The following is a 24283-nucleotide window of genomic DNA, read 5'->3' on the forward strand; positions in this document are numbered from 1 at the left end:
GGTGGGTCAGCGGGGCAGGCAGCGCCCCAGGAAATCCTCGGCCAGGCGATAGCGGTGCAGCGCATTGCTGCCCGACAGGCCGTGCTTGGCGCCGGGGTAGGTCATCAGTTCGAACGGCTGGCCACGCTTTTGCAGCGCGCTCATCAACGAGGTCGAATTGGTGAACAGCACGTTGTCATCGGCCATGCCGTGGATCAGCAGCAGGCGCGAGCGCAGGCCGTCGATGTGGGCCAGCACGCGCGCGGCTTCATAGCCCTTCGGATTGTTGGCCGGCAGGTTCATGTAGCGCTCGGTGTAGTGGCTGTCATACAGGCCCCAATCGGTGACCGGCGCGCCAGCCACGCCGCAGGCGTAGGTGTCCGACGCCTTGGCCAGCAGCATGAGGGTCATGTAGCCGCCGTTGGACCAGCCCTGCACGCCGATGCGCGCCGGATCCACCCAGGCCTGCTGCTTCAGCCAGGCCACGCCGCGCAGCTGGTCGGCCACTTCCACCGTGCCCTGCACGCCATACAGCGCGCCGCCGAAATCGCGGCCGCGGCGCGGCGTGCCGCGGTTGTCCAGCGAGAACACCACGTAACCCTGCTGGGCCAGGTACTGGTTGAACAGGTGGTCGCCACGGCCGGGCCAGCTGTCGGTGACGGTCTGGCTGGCCGGGCCGCCATACACGTACACCACCACCGGATAGCGCCGGGCCGGATCGAAACCGGCCGGCTTGATCAGGCTGTAGTGCAGCTCGGTCGTGTCGTCGGCAGCGGTAAGCGTGCCGAACTCGACCGGGCGCTGCGCATCCAGGTAACGCGCGTAGGGGTGCTGCGGATCGCGCAGATTGTTTTCGACCAGGGTGGCGATCTTATCGCCGTTGGCGCGGAACAGGGCGATCTGCGGCGGGGTGGTGGTGTTGGACCAGCTGTCCACGTAGACGCTGGCATTCTTGGCGAAGCTGGCACTGTGCATGCCCGGTGCCTGCGACAGGCGCTGCAGCGTGCCGCCCTGCAGCGGCACGGCGTAGATCTGGCTTTCGCGCGGCGAATCGACACCGGCGCGGAAGTACACCTTGCCGGCGGCTTCGTCCACGGCCAGCAGTTCATCGACGGGCCAGTGACCGCTGGTCAGCGCGGTGACGGTCTTGCCGTCGTCGGAGACGCGGTACAGATGCTCGAAACCGCTGCGCTCGGACGACCATACAAAGCCGCCCTGCTTCAGGAAATGCAGGCTGTTGTGCAGCGGCACCCAGGTCCTGGAGGTTTCGGTGACAAGCGTGTGCTGCTGGCCGCTGGCCAGATCGGCCTGGATCAGTTCCAGGCGCTTCTGGTCGCGCGACTGGCGCTGGAAGGTCAGGCGCTGCGGATCGCGCCAATCCACCCGTGCCAGGTAAATGTCCGGGTTGCGGCCGAGGTCGATCCAGCGCGGTGCGGCATCGGCCTTCGGCGCGATCACCGCGAGCTTGACGGTGACGTTGTGGTCGCCGGCCGCCGGATAGCGCTGCTCGATCATCTCGGTGCGGTCGGCATACATCTCATAGCGCTTCTGCACCGGCACCGGGCTTTCATCGATGCGCGCAAAGGCGATCGCCGAGTCGTCCGGCGCCCACCAGTAACCGGTGTGGCGGTCCATCTCCTCATCGGCAACGAATTCGGCCACGCCGTTGCCGATGGTGTCGCTGCCGTCGCCGGTGAGCTGGATCTGCTTGCCGCTGGCCAGGTCGATCACCCACAGGTTGCGCGCGCGCACGAAGCTGACGAACCCGCCCTTGGGCGAGAGCTTGGCATCGGTGGCGAACCCTTCGCCGTGGGTGAGCTGGCGTACCGCCGCCTTGCCCTGTTTGCTCAGGTCGTACAGGTACAGCTCGCCGCCGAGCGGAAACAGCAAGGTGCGTGCGTCGGGCGACCACTGGTAATCGACGATGCCGGTCATCGCCGCGATGCGCTGGCGCTCGCGGCGGGCCTTTTCGGCATCGCTCAGGGTTTCTTCGCCCGGCAGCACTACCTTGGAGTCGACCAGCAGGTGGGTCGTGCCGCTGGCGATGTCGTAGGCCCACAGGTCCAGCTGGTTGCGGTCGGCGTCCTTGCCGCGCAGGAAGCTGACCTGCGAGCCGTCCGGGGCGACCTTGGGCTTCATCAGGGTCGGGCCGGACAACGGCAAGGGGCCGGTGATGGCCTCCAGGGTCAGCTTTTCGGCGTGGGCGAGCGTGGTCGAAGCGAGCATGAGGGCAAGTGAAGCAAACAGGTGGCGCATGAAGGATTCCGGCAGCGTCTGGACGTTCCCCGCCCGCGCGGGGCGGACGGGGAGCAGTTCATCCTAACCAAAAGCCTTGCGCCCGTGCCGGCGGTTGGGCGGTGACCGGCTGCGGCGGGCGTTTTGGGGAGCCGGCCAGCGGCCGGCACTACCCTCTGGGTCGGTGGGGATGTCTGGAGCGGGGTGGCGGCGGGTAGTCCCGGCTCAGCGCTGGCCGAACAGGTGCTTGCGCTCTTCCTCGCTCAGCGGCTTGCCGGCGTCCGGGTTGACCTTCTGGCGCAGCGCATAGGCGCGCTGGGTGGCCGGGCGCGCGGCGATGGCTTCGTGCCAGCGCTTGAGGTGCGGGAAGGCGGCGAAATCCACCGGCAGCTTGTCGTACGCCCCGATCCACGGGTAACTGGCCATGTCGGCGATGCTGTATTCCGCACCGCCGAGGAAGGCGCTGTCGGCCAGGCGCTTGTCCATCACCCCGTGCAGGCGGCGCACTTCGTTGTTGTAGCGCTCGATGGCATAGGGAATCTGCTCGGGCGCATACACGTTGAAGTGGCCCATCTGCCCGCTCATCGGGCCCAGCCCGGCCATCTGCCAGAACAGCCACTCCAGCACCGCCACCCGGCCGCGTGCATCGGATGGCACGAAGCGGCCGGTCTTCTCGGCCAGGTACAGCAGGATCGCGCCGGACTCGAACACGCTCTGCGGGGCGCCACCGTCGGCGGGCTGGTGGTCGACCAGGGCCGGCATCTTGTTGTTGGGCGAGATCGCCAGGAATTCGGGCTTGAACTGGTCGCCGGCGCCGATGTTGACCGGCTTGATCTGGTACGGCAGGCCCAGCTCTTCCAGCAGCAGCGTGACTTTGTGGCCGTTGGGGGTGGGCCAGTAGTACAGGTCGATCATGGCGGCGCACTCGCGGATGGGTAAGTCTGGAGTCTAGTGCGTCGGTTGGGTGGCGGGGTCACGGCGGACCCGTTAACCTGCCGCGTCCCCCGCAACGCAGCATTCCAGCATGAGCGCCACCGAAAAGCCCATCAGCCCCCTGTCGTCCCTGATCTTTGCCTCGCGCTGGCTGCAGCTGCCGCTGTACCTGGGCCTGATCCTGGCGCAGTGCGTGTATGTGTTCCTGTTCGGCAAGGAACTGTGGCACCTGCTGCACAAGGCCAACAGCATGGGCGAGCAGGAAATCATGCTGCTGGTGCTGGGCCTGATCGACGTGGTGATGATCTCCAACCTGCTGGTGATGGTGATCGTGGGCGGCTATGAGACCTTCGTCTCGCGCCTGCGCCTGGAGAACCATCCCGACCAGCCGGAGTGGCTCAGCCACGTCAACGCCAGCGTGCTGAAGGTGAAGCTGGCGCTGTCGATCATCGGCATCTCCTCGATCCACCTGCTCAAGACCTTCATCGCCGCCGGCAGCCTGGACAGCCTTCCCTCCTGCAACAGCGATGTCTACATCCAGGCGGTGGCCAGCGCCGTTGCGGCCGCCGGCCCGAGCGCCGCAGTGGCCTTCAAGTGCACCTCGTTCACCTCCACCGGGGTGATGTGGCAGACCATCATCCATGCCGCCTTCATCCTGTCGGCGATCGGCATCGCCTACACCGACAAGCTGATGAGCGGCACGCCCAGCAAGACGCTGTCGCACTGACGCTTGCCCGGCGGCGCCGGCATCGGTCACGATGCCGGCCTGCCCTCGCCGCCCGGCCCCCGGCCGGGCGAGGGGGTGCTAGATTGCACACCTGCAGTACTGCCGTGGACGTCGGGAAACGTCCATGGGCCTCGGCCAGCCTGACCGCATCGGGCCTTACGTATCGTCGTCTTCAAAGGGGAGTTGGATGTCGCACGTCAACACGATCGCCAAGGCGCGCCTGCTTGCGCCGCTGACCCTGCTGGTGGCCCTGGCCGCCTGCTCGGGCAAGGACGAACCGGCACCGGCCGCGCCTGCCGCAGGGACCGCCACCACCGCCACGCCGGCGGCGCCGGCCGCACCGGCGGTCTCGGCCAAGGTGCAGTCGATGGGCACCGACCAGTTGCGCGACCTGGCCAGCCAGGCCCTGCGCGAAAACCGCATGTACGCTCCGGCCGGCGACAACGCCATCGAGTACTACCTGGCGCTGCGCGACAAGACCCCCGATGACGCCTCGGTCAAGAGCGCGCTGACCGACCTGCTGCCCTACACCCTGATCGCCGCCGAGCAGAGCCTGGGCCGCGAGGACTTCGCCGAATCGCAGCGGCTGGTCGCGCTGATCGAAAAGGTCGATGCCACCGCACCGGCGCTGCCGCGCCTGAAGCAGGGCATCAGCGGCGGCATGCAGACCGCGCTCAAGCGCACCCAGGAAGAGACCGACAAGGTCAAGAAGGACGCCGAAAGCCGCACCAAGCAGCTGGCCGACCAGCAGCGCCAGGCCCAGCAGCAGGCCACCGAAGCCGAAGCGGCCCGCACCATCGCTGCCCAGCAGGATGCCGCCCGCCGCGACGGCGAGCGCCAGGATGCCGAGCGCCAGGCCGCGACCCGCCGCGAGGCCGAACAGCGCCAGCAGGCCGCCGCCGCCCAGCAGGCCACCGCTGCCCGCCAGGCCGCTGCACCGGCCGCCGCCGCACCCAGCCTGCGCCCGGTCAGCACCCCGGCCCCGCGCTACCCGGCCGAGGCGCTGCGGTCGGGCACGTCCGGCGAAGTGCTGGTGGAAATCACCGTCGGCACCGACGGCTCGGTCACCAACGCCCGCGTGCTGCGCGCCACGCCCTCGCGCGTGTTCGATCGCGAAGCGCTCAACGCGGTCAAGCGCTGGAAGTTCGAACCGGTGGGTGCACCGGTGACCACGCGTCGCACGCTGGCCTTCGCGCCGGGCGGCTGATCGCTGGCCGATCGCGGTAGCAAAAAGCCCGGCGTGCGCCGGGCTTTTTGTTGGTTCCGTGTTTCTCGTTGCAAGGCAGCCACGCATGGCGTGGCTCTACCCGGGTTCGGGGCCGGTAGAGCCACGCCATGCGTGGCTGCACTACCAACCGCAAGCACCTGAAACATCGGCGGGGGATCACAACCCATCCGCGGATTGCGCCCTTGGCTCCAACGCGAACATCGATAGCGGGGCGATGGCAGCGTGGCCATCGCCCCGCACGACTCACCCCGAAATCGCCAATCGCTCCTGGTGGTAACGACGCACCGCCGCGTACCACAGCACCGCCGCCAGTCCGAAGCCGGCGGCCAGGTACACACCCCACATCTGCGCGCTGATCGGCTCATGGCGGATGATCTTCAGCAGCATCTGGTTCTGCGCCAGGAATGGCACCGCGAACTGCCACAGCTCACTCTTCAGCGGGTACACCATCAGCGCGTACCCGGGCAGCATCGGCAGCAGCATCAGCCAGGTCATGTGGCTCTGGGCTTCCTTCATGCTCTTGGCCGCCGCCGACAGGAACGTCAGCAGCGAGGTGCCGATGAACAGCATCGGCAGCATGATCAGCAGCATCTGCAGCATCGGCAGGAAGCCCATGTTGAGCTGTCGCCCTGCCCCGCTGCTGGACACCTGCGCACTCAGCTTGAACGCCAGCAATGTCAGCAGCAGCGAGGCCATGCCCACCATGCAGGCGGCGGCGATCTTGCCACTGACGATGGCACTGCGCGGCGCCGGGGTGGCCAGCAGCGGCTCCAGCGACTGGCGCTCGCGCTCGCCGGCGGTGGTATCCATCACCAGGTAGGCCCCGCCCAGGAACGAGGTGATGGTCAGCAGCACCGGCAGCAGGTAGGACAAAACCTGACCGCGCTTGGCCTCGGCGGTGGCCAGGTCCTGCGTGGCCAGCTCCAGCGGCCGGGCCACCTGTGCATCGACGCCCCGGGCGAGCAGGCGCAGCGCGCCCACCTGCTGGTTGTAGCCGGCCAGCGCGGTCTGCAGGCGCATGCTGGGGATGTCGGCGGCGCGGCGGGTGCTGTCCTTGACGATCTCCACCAGCGCCGGACGCCCTTCGGCCCAGTCCTCGCCGAAGTCCGGGCTGATCCGCAACGCGACGTCGATCTGCTGGTCGCGGATGGCCTCGGTCAGGTCCTTGGGGGCATCCACCGCATTGAGCCCCTGCGCGGCCAGGAAGCGCACCAGGTTGGGCGCGTGCTCGCGACCGATGGTGGCGATGTCCAGTGGCTTGTCGATCTGGGTCTTGACCCGGCTTTCGGCCAGCTTGCCCATGCCCAGGATCAGGATCGGGTACAGCAGCGGGCCGAGCAGCAGGGTCAGCGCAAGGGTGCGGCGGTCGCGGGAAAGATCGCGCAGTTCCTTGCGCATCACGGTCAACAACGTGGCGAACGAACTCATGCGTGCAATCCTTCTTCCGAACCGATCACCTTGACGAAGGCATCTTCCAGGTTGTCTTCCCCGGTCTGTGCGCGCAGCTCATCGGCCGTGCCGGCGGCCATCACCGTGCCGTGGGCGATGATCACGATGCGATCGCACAGCGCGGCCACCTCCTGCATGATGTGGCTGGAGAAGATCACGCAGCGGCCCTCGTTGCGCAGGCCCCGCAGGAAGCCGCGCAGCGCGCGCGTGGTCATCACGTCCAGGCCGTTGGTGGGCTCGTCGAGGATGACGTTGCGCGGGTCGTGCACCAGCGCGCGGGCGATCGCGGTCTTGGTGCGCTGGCCCTGCGAGAAACCATCGGTCTGGCGGTCCAGGATGTCCTCCATGTCCAGCGCCTGCGACAGCACCTGGGTGCGCTCGCGTATCTGCGCCCCACTCATGCCGTGCAGCTGGCCGAAGTAGGCGATGTTCTCGCGCGCGGTCAGGCGCTTGTAGACCCCGCGCGCATCGGGCAGCACGCCCAGCCGGCGGCGCACCGCCACCGCGTCGGCAGCCGCGTCGATGCCATCGACCATCACCCGGCCTTCGTCAGGCGTCATCAGCGTGTACAGCATGCGCATGGTGGTGGTCTTGCCGGCGCCGTTGGGGCCGAGCAGGCCGGTGATCTGGCCGTCCTCGGCATGGAAGCCGACGTTGTTCACCGCCTTGATCAGGCCGGTCTTGGTCTTGAAGGCTTTATGCAGGTTCTCGGCGACGATCATGGTGCCCATCCGTTGAACGAAGTGAAGGCCGGCACCGGACTCAGCGCGTCCAGGCAGGTGGCGTCGAGCGACGTGGCGTCGGCCTTGTCCATGAACTGGCCGAGCAGGCGCGGCATGCAGCCAGCGTTGAGGGTGCCGTGGCCCTGGCCCTTGGCGACCAGATGGCGGCCGTTGGGCAGGGTCTTGAGCACCTGCTCGGCGTAGCGCGGCGGGGTGACCGGATCGAACTGACCCGACAGCAGCAGCACCGGCAGGTCGCTCTTCAGCGGGGCGGTGAAGTCCTTCGGGCGCGTGCCGACGTTCCAGCCCGGGCACGCGGCGAAGAACATGCGCGCCACTTCCGGACCGAGCAGGCGATCATTGGCGACCGGCTCCTGGTAACGGTCGGCATCCTCGGCACAGATCACCGACCACTGCATGCCCCGGTTCATCTGCACGCCCAGCGTGCGACCGGCCATCCTGCTCAGCGACATCAGCGGCGCGTAGCGCGCGTGCGCGGCCTCGTCGAGCACCACCGGCAGCAGCGAGGACAGCTCGGGCATGTACGAGAACATGAAGGCCAGGCCGGTGACCGAGTCGGCGGTGAGCACGTCGCGCTTGGCCTCGGCGGTGCCCGGGTCGCGGTACTCGACCTCGACCGGGGCCTTGGCCAGCGCGGTCATCACGTTCTTCAGCTGGGTGTGGGTGTCGACCGGGAAGCGCTTGGCGCACGCGGCGTCCTTGCGGCACTGCTCGGCCTGCAGGTCGATGGCCGTTTCGAAGGTGTCGGCGAAATCACCGCCCACCACCACGTCGTTGGGGGCCACGCCGTCGATCACCACCGCACGGGTGTGCTGCGGGTAGTGCGCGGCGTACTGCTGGGCCACCCGGGTGCCGTAGGAGCCGCCGATCAGGTTGATCTTGTCCACGCCCAGGGCCGCACGCACCGCATCGATGTCGCCGATGGCCTGGGTGGTGGTGTAGAAACGGGTGTCGGCGCGATCAGCCAGCGATGCGGCGCACTGCCGGGCGAAATCGGCGATCAGCTGGGTGGACGGGGTAGCGGCGTCATCGAGCGCCATCTCCTTGCCGTCGGCGCCCACGCAGGTCAGCGGATTGGATTTACCCGTGCCACGCTGGTCGACCAGGATGATGTCGCGCTGCTTGCGCACTTCGCGCAGGGCCAGGTTGATCACCGCCGCCACTTCAGTAGCCGCCTGGCCCGGCCCGCCGGCCAGGAAGAACACCGGGTCGTGCTTGCCCTCGCCTTCGTTGCTGGTTTCCAGCCACGCGATGTTCAAGCCGATCTTGCGACCGGTGGGCGCGGCCGGGTTCTCGGCCACCTGCAGGGTGGTGCACTGGGCTTCGACGTTGTCGCTGGCCTGGGTGCTGGTCAGCGTGCACGGCTTGAACGTCAGTGTTCCGTACTGGCGTTGCGCGCCCTCCGCCGGGGTATCCGGGGTGGCCTGGCAGGCGGCCAGCAGCAGCAAGGCTGCTCCGGTCGCCAAGGGACGGCAGGAAACTCGCATGTTCGATCGCATCCTGGATTGAAGGGTCTCAGCATGCCATGACGGCGGGGCGCGCTGGATGTGACGCGCACACCGCCGCGAGTACCGATGCCGTGCCTCGGCCAGGCTCAGGCAGTCACTGGAACCGCGCTGACGGTGCGGTCGCGGCCGTCGGCCTTGGCCTGGTAGAGCGCCCGGTCAGCGGCGGCCAGCAAGGCCGCCAGGTCGTGCGCCCCAGTGCCGACAGCCAACCCGATGCTGGTGGTGACCATGACCGGCACATCGCCCAGGCAGGCGGGGCAAGCCTGCAGCTGCGCGCGGATGTGGTCGGCGTGTTGCGTGGCCCGGGCATGGTCGGCGCCCGGCAGCAGCAGCACGAACTCCTCGCCGCCGTAGCGGCCCAACAACGGCTGCTGGCCGGCCAGACTGCTGGACAGGACCGTGGCGAAGTGGCGCAGGACCTGGTCGCCCGCGATGTGCCCCCAGCGATCGTTGACCTGCTTGAAGTGGTCTACGTCCAGCAGCAGCAGGGCCAACGGTTGCTGTTGCCGCTGGCACTGCTGCAGGCACGCCTGGCCATCGGCCAGCACCGCGCCGCGGTTGAGCAGGCCGGTCAGTCCATCGGTGCGTGCCACGCGGCGCAGGTCGACCAGCATCTTCTCCACCAGCAGCAGCACCAGGGCGAAGCAGCGGGCCAGTTCCAGGAAGATGCCCGCGAGGTACGTGGCAAACATCGGCGCGCCAGCCCGGAAGATGTCCTGACCGGCATCGGGCGCCACCGGCAACCACAGCCGCACCAGGTACACCATCGCTTCAGCCCCGAAGATCGCCGCGGCCAGCCAGCAACTGGTGCGCTGCTCGGGCGGTGCATGGCGGACCAGCATCCAGGCCATCCAGCCATTGACCAGAACCGAAAACAGGCTGGCCACGTTGAGCCGGACGGCCAGGTTCGGGAACGGCACCACGAACACCACGATGCCGGCTACGTACGCACCGGCCAGCAGCACCGGCTGCCAGCTCGGCAGTCGCCGCTGCAGGTGGCGCGCCACGCCGTACAGCATCGCCACCGCCGACAGCGCCAATACCGCATTGCCGAAGATCACCAGCGGCACCACCGGCAACTGCGCACGCAGCGCCACCGAGGTCAAGCTGAGCGCCAGCAGCCACAGACTGGCCGTCCACAGGCGCAGCGCCGGTTGCCCGCGCAGGACCAGCAGCAGGAGTGAAAAGCCCAACGCAATGCCCAGGCACAGCAGGTAGCCGAGGACCGCGACGGTGGGGAAATCCAGGGACATGCGGCCTCGGGCATCGGAACGGCGCGCAGTTTAGCGTGCGCGGCGGCGTGGCAAAGCCGTCGCGGTATCGACGCCATTCCGCAACGTTCTGGGATGCGCTGCCCAGACGCACATTGATGACTATCCCAACGCGCATCCACTGCAATAAATCCCATTAGGAATTTCCTGACAGCGCCAGATACTCGGCGGCGCGCGCCCCATCGCCCCCGCCGACGCACCGATGCCGGCCGCGCCTTTCATCCCTGCTTACGGAGACACCATGACCTCTCGACATTCCCGTTCCCTGATCGCGCTGTCACTGGCGCTGGGCGGCCTGGCGGCCGGCGCGACCGCGCACGCCCACGGCACCATGACCACGCCGATCAGCCGGGTGTACGCCTGCTTCCAGGGCAATCCGGAAAACCCGACCAACCCGGCCTGCGCCGCCGCCAAGGCGGTTGGTGGCGCCCAGGCGTTCTACGACTGGGCGGGCATCAACCAAGCCCACGCCAACGGCAATCACCAGGCCGTGGTGCCGGACGGGGCGCTGTGCAGTGGCAACAACCCCACCTTCCGTGGCCTGGACCTGGACCGCAGCGACTGGCAGCGCACGCCGATCCAGGCCGATGCCAATGGCCGCTTCACCTTCGTATTCAAGGCCTCGGCACCGCATGTAACGCGTGACTGGCAGTTCTTCGTCACGCGCGAGGGCTGGCAGCCCGGTTCACCGATGGGCTGGGGCGACCTGGAGAAGTTCTGCACGCTGGGCAATACGCCGCTGTCGCCCGATGGCACCTACACGCTGGAATGCCAGTTGCCCAATCGCACTGGCCCGCATGTGATCTACAACACCTGGCAACGTGCCGATTCGGGCGAGGCGTTCTACACCTGCATGGACGTGCGCTTCGACGGCGACGGCGGCACGCCCCCGCCCGGCTGGCAGGACGCCGGTCCGCTTACCGCACGCGGCGAACTGCCGGTTGGAACGGTGTTGTCGCTGCGCGTGTTCACTGCCGCCGGGCAGGACGTGGAAACGGTGCAGGCCACGCTGGCCAGCGGCCAGACCGCCCCTGCGCAGTGGCCGCTGCAGTTGGCCCGGCAGGTCAACGCCAGCGCCACCCACGCGCGGGTGGGGGTGATGCGCGATGGGGTGGTCACGCCGATCGCCTCGGCCACCGACAACCGCGTGTACCTCTCGGCGGGCCACCGGTTCCAGCTCGATGTACGGACACCGGAAGTGCCGCCGCCGGAGGGTGACTACGATTTCGTCTACCCCGCCGGTATCGGCCGCTACATTCCGGGCCAGACCGTGGTGAAGGGCAGCGATGGCCTGCTGTATGCGTGCCGGCCGTTCCCGGAAGGCGCCTGGTGCAACACCGACGCCGACGCCTACCGCCCCGGGACCGGATCGGCCTGGCGCGACGCCTGGATTCCGTACTGAGTGCACCACCGGGGGCGGCGTTGTCTGCCCCCGGTCAGCGCAGCGGCCTACTTGCTACTGACGTACTTCTCCCGCCGCACCTGCGGCGTCGGCAGCCCCGCCTCTTTCAACGCCTCGAACGTCGCATCCACCATGTCCGGGTTGCCGCACAGGTAGGCGATGTCGGTGGCCGGGTTGGGCGCGAATTCGGCCAGGTGCTGCTGCACGTAGCCGTGGCGCACGTCCGGGTGCGGGTTGTCGGGCAGCTCGCGCGACAGGCACGGCACGTAGCGGAAGCCCGGGTGGGCATCGGCGAAGGCGCGGAAGTCGTCGCTGTAAAGCAGTTCGGCCGGCGTGCGGGCGCCCTGCAGCAGCACCACGTCGACACCACGCTCGGCCATGGCGGTGGCCAGCAGCGGCAGCATCGAGCGGTAGGGAGTGACCCCAGTGCCGGTGGCAATCAGCAGGTAGCGCGCGTTGTGGTCGCCCGGCTGCAGGCAGAACCGGCCGAACGGGCCGCTGGCGGTGACGTGGCCGCCGATGTCCAGGCCCTCGAACAGGGCCGTGGCGGCGCCGCCGGGGACGAAGCTGACCGCGATATCGACCGCTTCGCCCGCGCCGAGGGCGTGGTTGTGAATGGTGGCCAGCGAGTAACTGCGCTTGGTGGCGGTGCCGTCGGCGTACTCGAAATGGACCTGGATGAACTGGCCGGGCTGGAAATCCAGCGGCTGGCCGTCATCACGCAGGAACTGGTAGTGGCCGACGGTCGGGGCCAGCATGCGCCGGTCGACCAGTTTGAGGGGGAATTGGGCAGGCACGACTTTTCGGGACAGTGTGTAGCCGGGGCAAGCCCTCGGGGTCTTCTATAATAGCCGCTCCCCGCCCCTATCCAGCGCCAGCCCGCAGGCGCGAAGGCAAGAGCTTGGCTTCCCAGAACACTCCCGCGACCGGTACGGCCCCCGCCCTGCGGGTCCGCGACCTCCGTAAAACCTACGAAAACGGCACCCAGGCCCTGAAGGGCGTCTCGCTGGACGTCCTCCCGGGCGATTTCTTCGCCCTGCTGGGCCCCAACGGGGCCGGCAAGTCGACCCTGATCGGCATCATCAGCTCGCTGGTGAACCTCAGCGAGGGCCAGGTCGAGGTCTTCGGCAGCGACCTGGTGCGCAACCGCAGCGCGACCATGCGCCTGATCGGCCTGGTCCCGCAGGAGATCAACTTCAACCTGTTCGAGAAGCCCTTCGACATCCTGGTCAACTACGCCGGGTTCTACGGCGTGGCCCGCGCCGAGGCCGAGAAGATGGCCGAAGAGGAGCTCAAGCGCGCGCATCTGTGGGAGAAGGCGCAGGTGATGAGCCGTACCCTGTCCGGCGGCATGAAGCGCCGGCTGATGATCGCCCGCGCGATGATGACCCGCCCGCGCCTGCTGATCCTGGACGAGCCCACCGCCGGTGTGGACATCGAGATCCGCCGCGACATGTGGCGCGTGCTCAAGGAGATCAATGCCGCCGGCACCACGATCATCCTGACCACGCATTACCTGGAAGAAGCCGAGCATCTGTGCCGGAACCTGGCCATCATCAACCATGGCCAGATCGTCACCCAGGGCCCGATGCGCGAACTGCTGGCCAAGCTGGACGTGGAAGGCTTCCTGTTCGACATCGACGGCAGCCTGCCGGCCCAGCTGCCGGAGATCGAGGGCGCGATCCTGATCGCCACCGACAGCCACACGCTGGACGTGGACATGCCGCGCGCGATGGACCTCAACCGGGTGTTTGACGCCTTGAACGCCGCCGGCATCCGGGTGCGTTCGATGCGGACCAAGAGCAACCGCCTGGAGGAGCTGTTCGTGCGCCTCACCGGCAACCAGGAGAACGTGGCATGAGCAGCACCCCGACCCCGGTCCTGACCGACGGCCAGCGCAACCGCATCGCGCTGATGACCATCGTGCGCCGCGAAGTGGCGCGCATCCTGCGCATCTGGGGCCAGACCCTGGTGCCGCCGGCGATCACCATGACCCTGTACTTCCTGATCTTCGGCGGCCTGATCGGCTCGCGCGTGGGTGAGATGGGCGGCTACAGCTACATGCAGTTCATCGTGCCGGGCCTGGTGATGATGAGCGTGATCCAGAACAGCTACGGCAACATCAGCTCGTCCTTCTTCGGCGCCAAGTTCGGTCGCCATGTCGAAGAGCTGCTGGTGAGCCCGATGCCGAACTGGGTGATCCTGTGGGGCTATGTGTCCGGCGCGGTGCTGCGCGGCCTGATGGTCGGCGTGATCGTGCTGATCATCGCCATGTTCTTCACCCCGGTGCGCATCCCGCACCCGCTGGTGACGCTGACCACGGTGCTGCTGGGCGCGACGATCTTCTCGCTGGCCGGTTTCATCAACGCGGTGTACGCCAAGAAGTTCGATGACGTGGCGATTGTGCCGACCTTCATCCTGACCCCGCTGACCTATCTGGGCGGCGTGTTCTACTCGGTGAAGCTGCTGCCGACCTGGGCCGAAGCGGCCACCCATGCCAACCCGATCTTCTACATGGTCAACGCGTTCCGCTACGGCCTGCTGGGCACCAGCGACGTGCCGCTGTGGGTGGCCTACGCGCTGATGCTCGGCTTCGTGGTGGCGCTCACCGCGCTCGCGCTGTGGCTGCTCAAGCGTGGTGTGGGGATGCGGAGCTGATGCGCATCCTGATCCTCGGCGCCGGCGGTACCGGCGGTTATTTCGGTGGTCGCCTGGCGCAGGCCGGCGTGGACGTGACCTTCCTGGTGCGTCCGGCGCGTGCGGCGCAACTGGCGGGCGAAGGGCTGGTGATCCGCAGCCCGCTCGGCGATGCGACGTTCCCGGTGCAGCACGTCACCGCCGAGGCATTGCCCGCGCTGGCGGCGGCGCAGCCGTTCGACCTGGTCATCCTGAGCTGCAAGGCCTATGACCTGGACAGCGCCATCGAGGCCATCGCGCCGGCGATGGGGCCGCGCACCACGGTACTGCCGATCCTCAACGGGCTGCGCCATTACGCCGCTCTGGATGCGCGCTTCGGCCGCGATGCGGTGTTGGGCGGGCTGTGCTTCATCAGCGCGACCAAGGCCGCCGATGGCGCGGTGCTGCATCTGGCACCTGCGGCCAAGCTCACCTTCGGCGAGCGCGACGGCACCGGCAGCAGCGCGCGGGTGCTGGCGCTGGCGGCGGCCTGCGTGCAGGCCGGCGTGGACCATGTGGCCAGCGACGCGATCGGCCAGGAGCAGTGGATCAAGTACACCTTCCTGACCACCCTGGCCGCATCGACCTGCCTGATGCGCGCCGATGTCGGCACGATCGTGGCCACCGATGACGGCGCGGCGATCGTGCGTGGCCTGTACGAGGAGTGCCTGGCCGTGGCCGACGCCGCCAGCGAGCCGATTCCCGCCAAGGCCCGCGAGATCGCGCTGACCGCCACCACCCAGGCCGGTTCGGTGCTGAAGGCCTCGATGCTGCGCGACCTGGAAGCCGGCCAGCAGGTCGAGGCCGAGCAGATCGTCGGCGACATGCTGGTCCGCGCGCGTGCCGCCGGACAGGCGGCGCCCCTGCTGGCCGTGGCGTATGCGCAGCTGCAGGCCTACCAGCAGCAGCGCAAGGGCTGAGCATGGCCGCCGACACCGCGCCGGCACGCGTGCTGGTGCTGGGCCTGGGCTACGGCGGGCGACATCTGGCCGCGCTGCTGCAGGCACACGGCATTGCCTGCAGCGGCACCGTGCGCGATCCCGCCACCACGCCGGCCGACGGCGTGCCACGCCATCGTCTGGCCGAGGAATGCGCCCTCGATGCGGCGTTGCGTGAGGCGATCCGAACCGCCGATGCGATCCTGTGCAGTATCCCGCCCGATGCCGACGGCGATCCCGCCCTGCGCCTGCTCGGCGAGGCGCTGCAGGATGCACCGTCGCTGCGCTGGGTGGGCTACCTTTCGTCGACGGCCGTGTATGCCGACCGCGATGGCGGCTGGATCGACACGCACGCGACGGCCGATGCCACCGACGGCACCGCACTGAAGCGCCTGCGCGCCGAACAGCAGTGGCAGGCCTTCGCGCGGGCGCACGGCCTTGCTTCGGCGGTGTTCCGGCTGCCCGCCCTGTACGGACGCGGACGCAACGCGCTGGTGCAGTTGGCACAAGGCAAGGCGCGGCAGGTTGTGCGCCCGGGCCAGGTATTCAACCGGCTGCACGTCGAAGATCTCGCCACTGCGGTGCTCGCAGCGATGCGCCGGCCGCGGGGTAACGCGCTGTATCTGCCGGCCGACAATGAGCCGGCTCCGCCGCAGGACGTGCTGGCCTATGCGGCGGCCCTGAGTGGCCTGCCGCTGCCTGCGCCGCAGGCCTGGGATGATCCGGCCGTCCCTGCTTCTCTGCGGCGCTTCTATAGCAGCAACAAGCGCATCGACAGTCGCGGCACGCGCGAGGCATTGCAGTGGCAGCCGCGGTTCCCGACCTACCGCGAAGGCTTGACCGATGCGTGGGCGGCCGGCGACGGGCGCGTCACCGCGAACCGGTAGAGCCGAGCCGTGCTCGGCTGCTCTCCGATCCGGTACCCGGGTGGCCGGTAGAGCCGAGCCATGCTCGGCTGCTCTCCGTTCCGGTACCCGGAGGGCCGGTAGAGCCGAGCCATGCTCGGCTGCTCTCCGTTCCGGTGCCCGGAGGGCCGGTAGAGCCGAGCCATGCTCGGCTGCTCTCCGTTCCGGTGCCCGGATGGCCGGCAATAAATACGCCCGGTGTGGGCCGCGCGTCGCGCGGTTGCCGAGCATGGCTCGGCACTACCGGATCGGGCAATAGATACGCCTGGTGTGGGCCGCGCGTTGCGCGGTTGCCGAGCATGGCTCGGCACTACCGACAGCGGACCGGGTCAGGCTGCGTCGGGCAGGCGGAAGAACGTGCGCGTGGCCGCCGTCGCATTGGCTGCCGTGACGTCCACTTCCTCGCCACGGTCGCGCGCCAGTTCCTCGACGATATGCGACAGGAACATCGGCTCGTTGCGGCGGTCCTTGGGCATCGGCTTGAGCGAGCGTGGCAGCAGGTACGGCGAGTCGGTCTCGATCATCAGCCGGTTGGCCGGGATGTGCCTGACCAGCTCGCGCAGGTGGCCACCGCGGCGCTCATCGCACAGCCAGCCGGTGATGCCGATGTACCAGTCCTGGTCCAGGTAATCGAACAGTTCCTGGCGCTCGCCGGTGAAGCAATGCACCACCGCCGCGCCGAGCTTGCCGTCGAAGTTCTTCATCTGCGCCATGAAATCGGCGTGCGCGTCGCGCTGGTGCAGGAACAGCGGCTTGCGCGCGCCATCGGCAGCCCGCACGTCGCTGGCCAGCTGCAACTGGCGCTCAAACGCGCGGTGCTGGGCCGGGCGCGGGGCGAAATCGCGGAAGTAATCCAGCCCGCATTCGCCCACCGCCACCACCTCGGCATGCGCGTGCAGCGCACGCATCTCCGCATCACACGCGTCGGTGTACTCCACCGCGTGATGCGGATGCACGCCGGCGGTGGCGTACAGGAACCCCGGGTGCTGGCGCGCCAGCTCCAGCGCCATCGGCGAGTGCTCGCGGCTGGCGCCGGTGATCACCATCTGCACCACGCCGGCATCGCGCGCGCGCGCCAGTACGGCGTCGCGGTCGCGATCGAAGGAATCGTGGGTGAGGTTGGCGCCGATATCGATCAGGTGCATGGGGGGCTACAGGACAGTGAACCCGTCCATTCTAGCGTGCCGCCCGCACGGCCCCGGCGTACACGTCTCGCCGCACCCGCCCACGGCCCGTATCCTTGGCCCATGAGCACGCCGATTTTCCCGATCTCCCCGCTGCTGCCGCAGATCCTCGCGCATCTGGCCACCCATCCACGGCTGGTGCTGGAAGCGCCACCCGGTGCGGGCAAGACCACCCAGGTGCCGCTGGCGCTGCTGGACGCCCCGTGGCTGCAGGGCCGCAAGATCCTCATGCTGGAACCGCGCCGGGTTGCCGCGCGCAGTGCCGCGCAGTTCATGGCGCGCCAGCTGGGCGACGAGGTCGGTGGCACGGTCGGTTACCGCATCCGCTTCGAGAACAAGGTGTCCGCGCGCACGCGCGTGGAAGTGGTCACCGAAGGCATCCTGACCCGGATGCTGCAGGACGACCCGATGCTGGAGGGCGTGGGCGCGTTGCTGTTCGATGAATTCCACGAGCGCCACCTGGCCGCCGACCTGGGCCTGGCCTTGGCGCTGGATGTGCAGGCGCAGCTGCGCGAAGACCTGCGCATCGTGGTGATGTCGGCCACGCTGGATGGCGAGCGCCTGGCGCAGTTCCTGGACGCGCCGCGCCTGAGCAGCGAAGGCCGCAGCTTCCCGGTGGCGATCAGCCATTTCCCCGCACGCCGCGAGGAAGCGCTGGAGGCGCAGGCGCGCCGCGCGGTGGAGCAGGCGCTGGCCGAACATCCCGGCGACGTGCTGGTGTTCCTGCCCGGCCAGCGCGAGATCGCGCGTACCCAGGCGGCGCTGGAACAGGTGCTGCCGCCGACGGTGCAGGTGTTGCCGCTGCACGGCGAGCTGCCGGTGGAGCAGCAGTCGCGCGTGCTGCAGCCCGATCCGAACGGCCAACGCCGGGTGGTGCTGGCCACCAACGTGGCCGAATCTTCGGTCACCCTGCCCGGCGTGCGCGTGGTGATCGATGCCGGGCTGGCGCGGGAACCCCGCTACGACCCCAACAGCGGCTTTGCGCGCCTGGATGTGGTGAGCATCGCGCAGGCCTCGGCCGACCAGCGCGCCGGACGCGCCGGACGCGTTGCCGACGGCTGGGCATGGCGGTTGTGGCCGCAGTCGCAGCGGCTGGAAGCGCAGCGACGGCCGGAGATGGCGCAGGTGGAACTGGCGTCGCTGGCACTGGAACTGGCCGCGTGGGGCAGCGATGACCTGCGCTTCGTCGACGCGCCGCCGGTCGGCGCCCTGGCCGCCGCCCGTGAATTGCTGCAGCGGCTGGGTGCGATGCGCGACGGTGGCGCCTTGACCGCGCTCGGCCGGCGCATGCTCACCCTGGGCACGCACCCGCGGCTGGCGGCGATGCTGCTGGCAGCCGAAGGCGGCGTCGAACAGGCGCTGGCCTGCGACCTGGCCGCACTGGTGGAAGCGCGCGATCCGCTGCGCCAGGGCGGCGATGCACTGGCCGCCCGCTGGCGTGCGCTGGCCGCGTTCCGGCAGGGGCGCGCACCGCACGACGCCAACCGCGGCGCCTTGGCCGCCATCGATGCGGCCAGCAAACAATGGCGACGCCGCCTGCGTTGCGACACCGCGCCGCCGGCCTCGGTGGAGGCGCATCGGCTCGGCGATCTGCTCGCCCATGCCTTCCCCGACCGCATCGCCGCGCGCCACCCCACCGACCCGCTGCGCTACCTGCTGGCCAACGGTCGCAGCGCGCGCCTGTTCGATCCCAGCAACCTGCGCGGCGAACCGTGGCTGGTGGCGGTGGAGCTGCGCTTCGAGGCACGCGATGCGCTGCTGCTGCGCGCCGCGCCGGTCGATGAAAACCGGCTGCGGCGGGATTTCCCCGAGCGCTTCCAACAGGAAGACGTGGTGCGCTGGGACGCCGACAAGCGCGCGCTGGTGGCGCGTCGTGAGACCCGCTTCGACCGCATCGTGCTCGACAGCCGTTCGGCCGGGCGCGTGGATCCGGCCCACGCCGCGCAGGCGCTGACCGAGGCCGTGGCCGAACTGGGGCTCGAGGCGCTGCCGTGGACCGACGGCCTGCGCCAGTGGCAGGCGCGCGCGCTGGCGGTACGCGCGTGGATGCCCGAGCTGGAACTGCCCGATCTGTCCGATGCGGCCTTGATGGACAGCCTGTCGCGCTGGCTCACGCCGGCCTTCAACGGCAAGACGCGTCTGGATGCGCTGGACGAGGCGAGCCTGGGCGAGGCATTGAAGTCGCCGTTGCCGTGGGCGCAGCGTCAGTTGATCGATCGCCATGCGCCGGTCCGCATCGCCGTGCCGTCGGGCATGGAGCGGGCGATCCACTATGCCGTCGATGCCGATGGCATCACCCCGCAGCCTCCGGTGCTGGCGGTGAAGCTGCAGGAACTGTTCGGCCTGGCCGACACCCCGCGCATCGCCGACGGACGCATTCCGCTCACCCTGCATCTGCTCTCGCCGGGTGGACGCCCCTTGCAGGTCACCCAGGACCTGCGCAACTTCTGGGCGAACACCTACACGGAAGTAAAAAAGGAAATGAAGGGGCGCTATCCCAAGCATCCGTGGCCGGACGATCCGTGGACGGCGACCGCCACCCATCGGGCCAAGCCGCGCGGGACATGATGCCGCCGGCGGCGCGCCCTCACGCGCCCCGCGCATTCATGGCTGGCGGCTGACCGCGTCATCTGGTCCTGCGGCGGTGGCCCGATGGAGCGGCTACAGTCGTCATCCGGTCGTGGCTGGCGGATAACACGCCCTACACGGCCCACGGGCGACACTGGACCAGAACCGAGGCAAAGGACCCCCCATGAGCAGATTGACTGTGATTACCGACCGCGCCCTCGAGCGCGCCCTGGACCTGGCAAGCACCGCCGGTGACGGCCTCAAGCATGCTGGCAGCAACCTGCGCCACTTCGGGCCGCAGGCGACCGACTGGATCAAGACCGGCGCGGCGCTTGGCGCAGTGAAGACCGGCAGCAAGGTGGCCGCCAAGGTGGTGCGTCGCAACCCGGCCGTGACCATCGCCGCTGCCGCCGTCGGCGTGGGCCTGCTGGGCTACGCGCTGTACCGCAAGCAGCAGAAGAAGAAGCTCGCCAACGGCGAGGTGGTGAACGGCCAGGCGCAGCGCATCAGCGCCCGCAACCGTCGCGCCAGCACCGTGGTGGACGAACACAGCGACATCGGCAGCGACGCCTGATCCTTTCGGGTCAGCGTTGACGCATCGAAACCGCCGGCAACGCCCGGCGGTTTTTTTTTGGGCGGGGTAGAGCCACCCATGGGTGGCTGCGTCTTACGCCCGGCACCGCGCGCAGCCCCCCATGGGGTGGCGCTACCGGATCTCGCGCCATTGGCCGGGTTGCAGGTCATCCAGCGCATGCGCGCCCATCGACACCCGCACCAGCCGCAGCGTGGGTAGGCCCACGGCCGCGGTCATCCGCCGCACCTGGCGGTTGCGCCCTTCGCGCAGGGTGATCGCCAGCCAGGTATCGGGGACGGTCTTGCGGAAACGGACCGGCGGATCGCGCGGCCACAGCGTCGGTGCAGGGTCCAGGCGCTCCACGCCCGCCGGCAACGTCGGCCCATCGTTGAGCTGTACGCCACGCCGCAATGCCTGCAGCTGGTCGTCGCTGACCGTGCCTTCCACCTGCACCCAATACGTTTTGTCCGCCTTGTGCCGCGGATCGGTGAGGGTGTGCGCCAAGCCACCGTCATCGGTGAGCAGCAGCAGGCCCTCGCTGTCGTAGTCCAGCCGCCCGGCCGCATACACCGCCGGCGGCAGCCCGAAGCCGGCCAGTGTCGCGCGCGGCGGCTGGCTGCGGTCGGTGAACTGGCACAGCACGTTGAAGGGTTTGTTGAAGGCGATCAGCATGGCGGAAACGGCAGCGGGGGACGGGCCATTGTCCCATCCCCCGCTCGTGTGTGATGCAGGACAGCCAGCAGCAGGTCTTGGGCGGTCAGGGCTTCACGAAGCGCAGGGTCATGCGGTCGCTCTCGCCGATGGCCTGGTACTTCGCATCGTCTGCCTTGTCGTGCTGGTTGGTCGGCGGCAGGGTCCACACCCCGTTCGGGTGGTCCTTGGTGTCGCGCGGGTTGGCGTTGATCTCGCTGCTGCCGGCCAGTTTGAAGCCCGCCGCCTCGGCCATCGCGATCACCTGCTTCTGGCCCACGTAGCCGCTCTTGTCGTCTGCGGGCACGTCGGCCTTGGCACGGTGTTCAACCACGCCCAGCACGCCACCGGGCTTGAGCACCTTGTAGAAGCCGGTGAACATGCCCTCGGCCTGGTTGGCGCTGCGCCAGTTGTGCACATTGCGGAAGGTCAGCACCACATCGGCCGAGTTGTCCGCACCGAACTGCGGCGCGGTCGGGTTGTAGGCCACCACTTTGCTCTTGCCATACAGCGCGGCATTGGCGGCGAACTTCTTGTCCAGGCCATCGCGGCTGCGCTGCTGGTAGTCGCGGCCGCGGCCTTCGGGCACCGCCATCGGATCGACCACCGCGGCGACATAGCTGCCCTTGTCGCGCAGCAACGGGCCCAGGATTTCCGCGTACCAGCCGCCGCCCGGGGTGATCTCGATGACGGTCTTGCCCGGTGCCACGCCGAAGAACGAGAGCGTCTGCGCCGGATGCCGCCACGCATCGCGCTTGACGTTGGCCGGGTCGCGGCCGTTGCCCTGCACCGCCGCCTGCACCGCCGGGGTGATTGCGATCTGTGCGTTGGGGCCGGCCGGCTTGGTCGCCAGGGCCGGGGCGGACAGCAGCAGCGTGGACAAGGTGAACAGGCAGGCAGTGGTCAGCGAACGGGTTTTCATCGGCGTCTTCCAGTGGCGGGATGCGGCGAGACTAGCAGCCGCGATGCCCAAGGTGTTCACAAAACGTTAGTGCGATGCAGCACAGCGGAACGCTGTTTTGTGGCAGCCGCCGCAGCGCTGTCATGGCCGCGGATCTATGCTGGTGCATTGGATTTCCACAGGAGCACCTCTCCCATGACTGCATCGCGCGAACTCGGCCGCTCCGGCCTGACTGTGCAACCCATTGCCTTCGGCGGCAACGTGTTCGGCTGGAGCGCCGACGAGAAAACCTCGTTCGCGCTGCTGGATGCCTTCGTCGACGCCGGCTTCAACCTGGTGGATACCGCCGATGCGTATTCGGCCTGGGTGCCGGGCAACAGCGGCGGCGAATCGGAGACCATCCTGGGCCGCTGGTTCAAGCACAGCGGCAAGCGCGACAAGGTGGTGCTGGCCACCAAGGTGGCCAAGTGGGTCGAGCGCCCGGGCCTGTCGGCCGACAATATCGCCGCGGCGGTGGAAGATTCGCTGCGCCGCCTGCAGACCGATGTGATCGATCTGTACCAGGCGCACGAAGACGACGAATCCACGCCGCTGGAAACCACCCTGGCCGCGTTCGGCCGCCTGATCGAACAGGGCAAGGTGCGTGCCATCGGTGCGTCCAACTACAGCGCCAGCCGCCTGCGCGATGCGCTTGCGGTGTCGGCCGACTATGCGCTGCCGCGTTATGAAACGTTGCAGCCGGAGTACAACCTGTACGACCGCGCCGGCTACGAGGCAGAACTGGAACCGCTGGTGCGCGACCAGGGCATCGGCGTGATCAGCTACTACTCGCTGGCCAGCGGCTTCCTGAGCGGCAAGTACCGCAGTGCCGCCGATGCGGGCAAGAGCAGCGCGCGCGGCCAGAGCGTGGTGAGCAAGTACGTCAACCCACGCGGGCTGCGCATCCTGACGGCGCTGGATGACATCGCCGCCGGGCACGGCGCCAGCCCCTCGCAGATCGCATTGGCATGGTTGATCGCGCGCCCTGGCATCACCGCACCGATCGTCAGCGCGACCAGCGTCGAACAGCTGAAGGATGTGCTGGCTGCTGCCCAGGTGGCATTGTCGGCGCAGGATATCGCGCAGCTGGACCGAGCCAGCGGGGAACACAGCTGATCTTGCACACACACCGCAGAATGCAGACAGGGCCGCCTCGTGCGGCCCTGTTCATTTTGTGGGAATGTCGCGATTTCGCGGAAGCTCCCCGACCGCTTTATGCGCCACACGCGTGAACTCCCCGTCATGCTGGCGTGACGACTATAATCCTTGATAATAATGAATGAGCGCCTACCCGGCGCATATATCGCCTATTCCGCACAAATATAGGTGCTGCACGTCATCCAGAATTAGTGACGCACTTATCATAATAATTATATATATGTGATGCATATCACATATAAGTGCATCCGCGATTTACAGCACTTACTGAACACTATCTAACTGCACGCACGGAGTGGTTCTTCTTTCACGGACGGAGGGGAAGACGGAATGGCAGTTTTCAGAATGCGCCAACGCCCGGCACCGGTGCGCAGTTACCAGGACGGATCGCGCGCCGCCGCAACGCCGCCAAACGCCGGCAGCGGATGTGCACAGCGCGATGGTCCCCGCAGACCTTTCCCCATTGATTATCCATGCACCCCGGCCGCATCGGTTGATGCGGCGGTGCATGCCTTATTCCTGTCGTCGCGCTGATCGGGGCGACGTCGGAATCGCACGTCCTGCCACGCTGTGCAGGTGGCAGGCGTTGCGCCCATCAATGTTCCAGACGTCAAAAGGAGCAGTTGAATGAGCAATACCACGCACGAAGAGACCAGCAACGATGGTCTTGATCTGTTTGCCGAAGAACTGGACCAGAAGCTCAATGCCGCTGCGGCGGCGGGCTGCAGTTCCACCCTCGGCAGCTCCACTTCGTTCAGTTGCGTCGCAGGCACCTTCTGCAGCTTCGGCTGTATCGGGTCGGCCTGTACCGCAGCCGTCGAAGTAATGGCATGACCCGCACCTTCCAGTCATCCGACTCGAAGTACCGCTCATCTCAAGGAGAATCACCATGAACGACAACAACGACATCGACCTGTTCGCCGACGAACTGGATGACCGCATGAACGCAGCGGCCATCGCCGGCACGGTTTCATCGGGCACCTGCCTGAGTTCGGCCTCCACCGGTGGCACCTCGTCGGCCTCGTGCGGCTGCAGCTTCAGCAGCCTGTGCAGCGCCTCGTTCGAGCAGACGATGTAAGAAGGCCATGAGGTATCCGGGGAAGCAATAACTCGATTGCCACCCGCTCACTCGTTCCATTGGTCCAACCCTCAGGACGTCGGCACCTCGCGCCGAA

22 protein-coding genes are annotated in these 24283 nt (G+C 68.2%); 12 read left to right on the plus strand and 10 right to left on the minus strand.

All coding sequences use genetic code 11. The annotated features are described in order from the left end of the window. Positions 1 to 6 precede the first annotated feature (6 nt). On the minus strand, positions 7 to 2235 hold the full coding sequence (locus NR101_RS08420) for a S9 family peptidase (RefSeq protein ID WP_256774830.1): 2229 nt from the start codon (positions 2233 to 2235) through the stop codon (positions 7 to 9). A gap of 204 nt (positions 2236 to 2439) precedes the next feature. Continuing rightward, a complete protein-coding gene (locus tag NR101_RS08425) occupies positions 2440 to 3129 on the minus strand; it encodes a glutathione S-transferase N-terminal domain-containing protein (RefSeq protein ID WP_256774831.1) in 690 nt (229 codons plus the stop codon). 109 nt (positions 3130 to 3238) lie between these two features. Between NR101_RS08425 and NR101_RS08430 the strand changes: the two genes are divergently transcribed. Together NR101_RS08430 and NR101_RS08435 are read left to right on the plus strand one after the other, a co-directional pair. Next, entirely contained in the window at positions 3239 to 3874 is a 636-nt protein-coding gene (locus tag NR101_RS08430) for a TIGR00645 family protein (RefSeq protein WP_256774832.1), read from the plus strand. 187 nt (positions 3875 to 4061) lie between these two features. Then, positions 4062 to 5081, plus strand: coding sequence for an energy transducer TonB (locus NR101_RS08435; protein ID WP_256774833.1), 1020 nt, complete (start codon positions 4062 to 4064; stop codon positions 5079 to 5081). 264 nt (positions 5082 to 5345) lie between these two features. On the opposite strand, the gene NR101_RS08440 is transcribed toward NR101_RS08435, so the two are convergent. The 4 genes from NR101_RS08440 to NR101_RS08455 all read right to left on the minus strand — a co-directional run bounded on the left by NR101_RS08440 (position 5346) and on the right by NR101_RS08455 (position 10055). Then, a complete protein-coding gene (locus NR101_RS08440) occupies positions 5346 to 6530 on the minus strand; it encodes an ABC transporter permease (RefSeq protein ID WP_256774834.1) in 1185 nt (394 codons plus the stop codon). Then, on the minus strand, positions 6527 to 7273 hold the full coding sequence (locus NR101_RS08445; RefSeq protein ID WP_256774835.1) for an ATP-binding cassette domain-containing protein: 747 nt from the start codon (positions 7271 to 7273) through the stop codon (positions 6527 to 6529). The genes NR101_RS08440 and NR101_RS08445 overlap by 4 nt, the downstream gene beginning before the upstream one ends. After that, positions 7270 to 8781: an alpha/beta hydrolase gene (locus tag NR101_RS08450; RefSeq protein WP_256774836.1), complete on the minus strand. Its 1512-nt coding sequence runs from the start codon at positions 8779 to 8781 to the stop codon at positions 7270 to 7272. The genes NR101_RS08445 and NR101_RS08450 overlap by 4 nt, the downstream gene beginning before the upstream one ends. A gap of 107 nt (positions 8782 to 8888) precedes the next feature. Continuing rightward, complete coding sequence (locus tag NR101_RS08455) at positions 8889 to 10055, minus strand: diguanylate cyclase (protein ID WP_256774837.1); 1167 nt, start codon at positions 10053 to 10055, stop codon at positions 8889 to 8891. Positions 10056 to 10314: 259 nt separating this feature from the next. Between NR101_RS08455 and NR101_RS08460 the strand changes: the two genes are divergently transcribed. Then, positions 10315 to 11475 carry a lytic polysaccharide monooxygenase gene (locus tag NR101_RS08460; protein ID WP_256774838.1) on the plus strand — a complete coding sequence of 387 codons (1161 nt, stop codon included), beginning with the start codon at positions 10315 to 10317 and terminating at the stop codon, positions 11473 to 11475. Between the two features lie 47 nt (positions 11476 to 11522). Here the strand turns inward: NR101_RS08460 and NR101_RS08465 are convergent, their stop codons facing one another. Then, complete coding sequence (locus NR101_RS08465; protein ID WP_256774839.1) at positions 11523 to 12272, minus strand: ferredoxin--NADP reductase; 750 nt, start codon at positions 12270 to 12272, stop codon at positions 11523 to 11525. 104 nt (positions 12273 to 12376) lie between these two features. Between NR101_RS08465 and NR101_RS08470 the strand changes: the two genes are divergently transcribed. From NR101_RS08470 to NR101_RS08485, 4 genes are read left to right on the plus strand one after another with little or no spacing between them, the layout of a single operon-like run. Next, positions 12377 to 13336, plus strand: coding sequence for an ABC transporter ATP-binding protein (locus NR101_RS08470; RefSeq protein WP_256774840.1), 960 nt, complete (start codon positions 12377 to 12379; stop codon positions 13334 to 13336). Further along, entirely contained in the window at positions 13333 to 14133 is an 801-nt protein-coding gene (locus tag NR101_RS08475) for an ABC transporter permease (protein ID WP_256774841.1), read from the plus strand. Before NR101_RS08470 ends, NR101_RS08475 begins: the two co-directional genes overlap by 4 nt. Then, on the plus strand, positions 14133 to 15071 hold the full coding sequence (gene panE, locus NR101_RS08480; RefSeq protein WP_256774842.1) for a 2-dehydropantoate 2-reductase: 939 nt from the start codon (positions 14133 to 14135) through the stop codon (positions 15069 to 15071). The genes NR101_RS08475 and panE overlap by 1 nt, the downstream gene beginning before the upstream one ends. 2 nt (positions 15072 to 15073) lie before the next feature. Next, entirely contained in the window at positions 15074 to 15976 is a 903-nt protein-coding gene (locus NR101_RS08485; RefSeq protein ID WP_256774843.1) for an NAD-dependent epimerase/dehydratase family protein, read from the plus strand. A gap of 347 nt (positions 15977 to 16323) precedes the next feature. Here NR101_RS08485 and NR101_RS08490 read toward each other — a convergent pair whose 3' ends face one another. Then, positions 16324 to 17139, minus strand: a complete 816-nt coding sequence (locus NR101_RS08490; protein ID WP_256774844.1) for a TatD family hydrolase — start codon at positions 17137 to 17139, stop codon at positions 16324 to 16326. A gap of 102 nt (positions 17140 to 17241) precedes the next feature. Here NR101_RS08490 and hrpB point away from each other — a divergent pair, with 102 nt between their 5' ends. Both hrpB and NR101_RS08500 read left to right on the plus strand, forming a co-directional pair. Then, complete coding sequence (gene hrpB / locus NR101_RS08495) at positions 17242 to 19746, plus strand: ATP-dependent helicase HrpB (RefSeq protein ID WP_256774845.1); 2505 nt, start codon at positions 17242 to 17244, stop codon at positions 19744 to 19746. 184 nt (positions 19747 to 19930) lie between these two features. Beyond that, positions 19931 to 20320 (plus strand): hypothetical protein, encoded by a 390-nt coding sequence (locus tag NR101_RS08500; RefSeq protein ID WP_256774846.1) that lies wholly within the window; start codon positions 19931 to 19933, stop codon positions 20318 to 20320. Between the two features lie 132 nt (positions 20321 to 20452). Here the strand turns inward: NR101_RS08500 and NR101_RS08505 are convergent, their stop codons facing one another. After that, a complete protein-coding gene (locus NR101_RS08505; protein WP_256774847.1) occupies positions 20453 to 20992 on the minus strand; it encodes a pseudouridine synthase in 540 nt (179 codons plus the stop codon). 85 nt (positions 20993 to 21077) lie between these two features. After that, the gene (locus NR101_RS08510; protein WP_256774848.1) at positions 21078 to 21932 is read right to left on the minus strand and encodes a methyltransferase; all 855 of its coding nucleotides are present in this window, start codon (positions 21930 to 21932) and stop codon (positions 21078 to 21080) included. Between the two features lie 174 nt (positions 21933 to 22106). Here NR101_RS08510 and NR101_RS08515 point away from each other — a divergent pair, with 174 nt between their 5' ends. The 3 genes from NR101_RS08515 to NR101_RS08525 all read left to right on the plus strand — a co-directional run bounded on the left by NR101_RS08515 (position 22107) and on the right by NR101_RS08525 (position 24186). Beyond that, a complete protein-coding gene (locus NR101_RS08515) occupies positions 22107 to 23066 on the plus strand; it encodes an aldo/keto reductase (protein ID WP_256774849.1) in 960 nt (319 codons plus the stop codon). A 669-nt stretch (positions 23067 to 23735) separates the two neighbouring features. Then, complete coding sequence (locus NR101_RS08520; protein ID WP_256774850.1) at positions 23736 to 23942, plus strand: hypothetical protein; 207 nt, start codon at positions 23736 to 23738, stop codon at positions 23940 to 23942. Between the two features lie 55 nt (positions 23943 to 23997). Next, positions 23998 to 24186, plus strand: a complete 189-nt coding sequence (locus NR101_RS08525) for a hypothetical protein (RefSeq protein WP_256774851.1) — start codon at positions 23998 to 24000, stop codon at positions 24184 to 24186. Positions 24187 to 24283: the final 97 nt, after the last annotated feature.

Source organism: Stenotrophomonas sp. Ste86 (assembly GCF_024519465.1).
In the GTDB taxonomy this organism is placed as follows: domain Bacteria; phylum Pseudomonadota; class Gammaproteobacteria; order Xanthomonadales; family Xanthomonadaceae; genus Stenotrophomonas.